This is a genomic window from Nostoc sp. CHAB 5715, assembly GCF_020829685.1.
GTDB lineage: Bacteria > Cyanobacteriota > Cyanobacteriia > Cyanobacteriales > Nostocaceae > Nostoc.
In genome coordinates this window covers 1-3,547 of sequence record NZ_JAIVFR010000799.1, presented here as the reverse complement: position 1 = coordinate 3,547, position 3,547 = coordinate 1, and the positions used below count along the sequence as shown (strand labels likewise).

Below are 3,547 nucleotides of genomic sequence, written 5' to 3'. Positions count from 1 at the left end.
CTACTCCCAAAATCGAATTAATTTCTAACGTGAGTGGGCAAATGGTGTCAGGTTCACAGATGAGCCAAGCCCAGTATTGGTGTGAACATATCCTCCAGCCAGTGAGATTTAGCCAAGGGATGACAACTGTACAATTGACAGCAAGATTGCGTGATTCCGTGCCGACATTAGCACAGCAAAAACAAGAAACACTCAAGGTTTCTTTGAGTGCGCCCAAAATTGGTAATTAAGTAGCGATCGCTAGTTTAGTTTAAATATTTATCGCTTTGAGGGCGGGTTTTGTACCTGCCCTTTTTGTTACTCACTCGTAACGTTTGATTCGGTAAAGTAAAAACAAATCATCGAACTGAATTAAAAAAATTCTGTATCGGTAAGTGAGTAGATGTATTTTTTACAATTTTCATAAAAATAGATTTTAAGCTGATTGATTTGTTTGCAACCAGTTAAGTAAATCTTCCCTAGCAGTAAAATCCAACAAAGCTTCGCCAAGGGTTTCTAATTGATTTAAAGAAAGATATTTGATGCGCTCTTGCAATTCTGGTGATAATTCTCCCACTCGTCTTTGTAGTAACCTTAAAATAAGCCATTGTTCACCTTCTTGTTTACCTTCTTTTTTACCTTCTTGTTTTCCGCGCTCGTAGCCGATGCGCTCACCTGTAGTTATATATCTCATAGTCCGCTCCTGCTCAACTTTCATAAAAATAGATTTGAAGCTGATTGATTTGTTTGTAACCAGTTAACTAAATCTTCCATAGCAGTAAAATCTAACAAAGCTTCACCAAGGTTTTCTAATTGATTTAAAGAAAGAGATTTGATGCGCTCTTGCAATTCTGGTGATAATTCTCCCACTCGTCTTTGTAGTAACCTTAAAATAAGCTGTTGTTCACCTTCTTGTTTTCCGCGCTCGTAGCCGATGCGCTCACCTGTAGTTATATATCTCATAGTCCGCTCCTGTTCAAATTGTTTAAACTCTTCCCAAAACTGATTTTCCAATGCCTTTGGTAATATCATAACCCAATCGATAAATCGATATAGGTTGCGAATATCCTGCTCTCCTAAGCCCAAATCATATAGTCTGCGAATTAAGCTAAATTTCCATATTTTGCGTTGTTCGGGTGATGAGCGTGTCTGCTGCGTTTTCAAATGCGCCATGACGACAGTTGCAAATGGATTATCGCTATTTTCTAACTCATGAAAGCGATTTTCGTAATCCAAAAGTTTAATACTGCCAAATTCAAAATTTAAGCGAGTATTGGGATAATTGTAACTGTAATTGCTTGGTCGCCATTCGCGGTTTGGATCGCAGAGAATTGCAAGGCTTATTGCTGGTTTATCAAAGCGGTCAAATATGCGAAAATTGTAGGTAAACATCCGTTTAGGAAAGTTATCTTCTTTTTGTGTCTGAATTTCAACATGGATTAATAACCAAAGTTCTTCCCCTTGGGTTTGCCAAACTTTGACTAATTGATCGGCATATCTCTTACCCTGTTCAGCTTCACGAGCTATTTGTTGAAATTCTTTATCTAAAAACTCGTAGGGACGTTCCCAATCAATTAATGCAGAATTTTCTGGGAAAAAGAAATGCATTGCTTGGGGAAAATAAGCTTCTATAATTTCTTTCCAAGGGCTATCAAAATCAGCGCGTAGGCGTAGCCCGTCGTAGACATCGCTAAAATTAGTCATGAATTGATTTCAGATAATAATTTTGAAAAAATCCTAACATTGAGTTTTGCTTTGCTCAACTATAGCATTCATAAATCATGCGTTAAAAACTGTGCTGACATTTGCAAAAGGAAAAAATAAGCGCCAAAGGTTTTTTTGAATGCACCCTAAATCGCTAGTTTAGTTCAAATATTCATTGATTTGAGGGCGGGTTTTGTACCTGCCCTTTTTTGCTATTGTCAGTTAGAGATTCTAGTAATAAGTATCGAAAAACCATGAATTTAATGTAAAATTTTGCAATCACAAGTCTGTGAATATTGACAAAAGATCCACAGGCGATGTCTACGACGGGCTATTTGGCGTCGCTAAAAATGGTTCTTTATTCTTGCGCTGCGATCGCACATCAATAGATTATCTACAATCTATCTAAAATCAGATTTGGCAAAACCGCTCATGTTAAACTACAATCCACTGCATTGTTTGCCATCTTCCGAAGAACTACCCGACTCAGATGATACTGCTGTGAATAATGAACTCCAAAATTTAATTCCCGGCTTGCTGAAAACGATACTAGCTTTGGTTTGGTGCGATCGCTGGGATTGGTTTTTTGGTGTTGACATGGGTATTTATTTTGACCCAGACAAACCAGCAATTGTCCCTGATGGGTTTCTCAGCTTAGAAGTTAAACGCTTCATTGATGAGGACTTGCGCCTAAGTTATGTGCTGTGGGAAGAAAAGAAGCAGCCAATCTTAGCGCTAGAAGTTGTTTCCCAAATATATCGGGAAGAATATAACACCAAGAAAGAATTTTATGCAAAAGAATTAGAAATTTTGTACTACGTTGTATATAGTCCCCTTCGGCGTAAAAAGTCGCCTTTGGAGGTGTATCACCTAGTTGATGGGGAATATATTTTAATGTCAGGAAATCCCGTTTGGCTACCAGAAATTAGTTTAGGAATTGGGCGAGAACGGGGAATTTATCAAGGTATAGTGCGGGAATGGCTGTACTGGTATGACGAGGAAGGGCAAAAATTGCTGACACCAGAAGAACGCATTAGGGAAGCCGAAGAACGCATAGCTTTTGAAGAACAGCGACGGGTGGAAGCAGAACAACAGGTGAAAATGTTAGCCCAAAGGTTGAAGGCGCTTGGTGTTGAACCAGAAAGTTTCTCATAGATTCACTAAATTTCTGAATTTTTGCTACCTTCATGTTAATTAGCTTCTTGGCTAGGGAATTATATCTATAAAGTAACTCATAGCTTGACGATACAAATCGTAAAGGCTGGTTGCTCATAAATATATTTATACTAAAAACGGCTAAAGATTAGACTTTGATGCAGCGACAAAAACAAGTATTATAAACAAAATAATCAAGAGGCTGCCATTAAGAGATAAGTCTGATGTTGAGAATAAATTTTACGCAAGAAGACATTGATAAGCTGCACTATGAAAGATATCATCATCCTCATTCATTAGTACAGAAAAAAATGGAAGCTCTGTATCTAAAAAGTCAGGGTATAAGACATAAAGACATTTGTAGTTTGTGCAAAATATCGAAAACAACCTTAACAATATATATTAAACAATATCAATCAGGAAGAGTAGAAGAACTCAAAAAAGTCGAATATAAAGGACGACCAAGTGAGTTAAATCAATATAGTGATATTTTGAAAGAGCATTTTGAAAAATCCCCGGCTTCAAGTATTGCAGAAGCGAGTGATGCCATTGAAAAAATAACTGGTGTTAAGCGCAGTCCAACACAAGTGAGAGAATTTTTAAAAAGAATTGGTTTGCGTTGCTTAAAGGTAGGTTATGTGCCGGGAAAGTCAGTAGAAGAAAAAAAGATTGAAGAGGTAAAAAAATATAAATTTGAAACGCTAGAACC

At 37.3% G+C, this 3,547-nt stretch carries 4 protein-coding genes and 1 pseudogene; 3 read left to right on the top strand and 2 right to left on the bottom strand.

The genetic code is table 11. From position 1 onward, the window contains the following. Positions 1-230: hypothetical protein (locus tag LC574_RS31490; RefSeq protein WP_229457497.1), on the top strand; the 230-nt coding region annotated here is incomplete at its 5' end. A gap of 185 nt (positions 231-415) precedes the next feature. Here LC574_RS31490 and LC574_RS31485 read toward each other — a convergent pair. Both LC574_RS31485 and LC574_RS31480 read right to left on the bottom strand, forming a co-directional pair. After that, positions 416-700 (bottom strand): annotated as a pseudogene (locus LC574_RS31485) (DUF4351 domain-containing protein); the annotation flags it as partial. Beyond that, the gene (locus LC574_RS31480; RefSeq protein WP_229457496.1) at positions 694-1,683 is read right to left on the bottom strand and encodes a DUF4351 domain-containing protein; all 990 of its coding nucleotides are present in this window, start codon (positions 1,681-1,683) and stop codon (positions 694-696) included. The gene LC574_RS31480 and the pseudogene LC574_RS31485, both read right to left, overlap by 7 nt. Before the next feature lie 432 nt (positions 1,684-2,115). On the opposite strand from LC574_RS31480, the gene LC574_RS31475 reads away from it, so the two are divergent. Together LC574_RS31475 and LC574_RS31470 are read left to right on the top strand one after the other, a co-directional pair. Then, a complete protein-coding gene (locus tag LC574_RS31475) occupies positions 2,116-2,838 on the top strand; it encodes a Uma2 family endonuclease (protein WP_229457495.1) in 723 nt (240 codons plus the stop codon). Positions 2,839-3,062: 224 nt separating this feature from the next. Further along, a partial coding sequence (locus tag LC574_RS31470) for a helix-turn-helix domain-containing protein (protein WP_229457494.1) occupies positions 3,063-3,547 on the top strand: 485 nt, incomplete at its 3' end.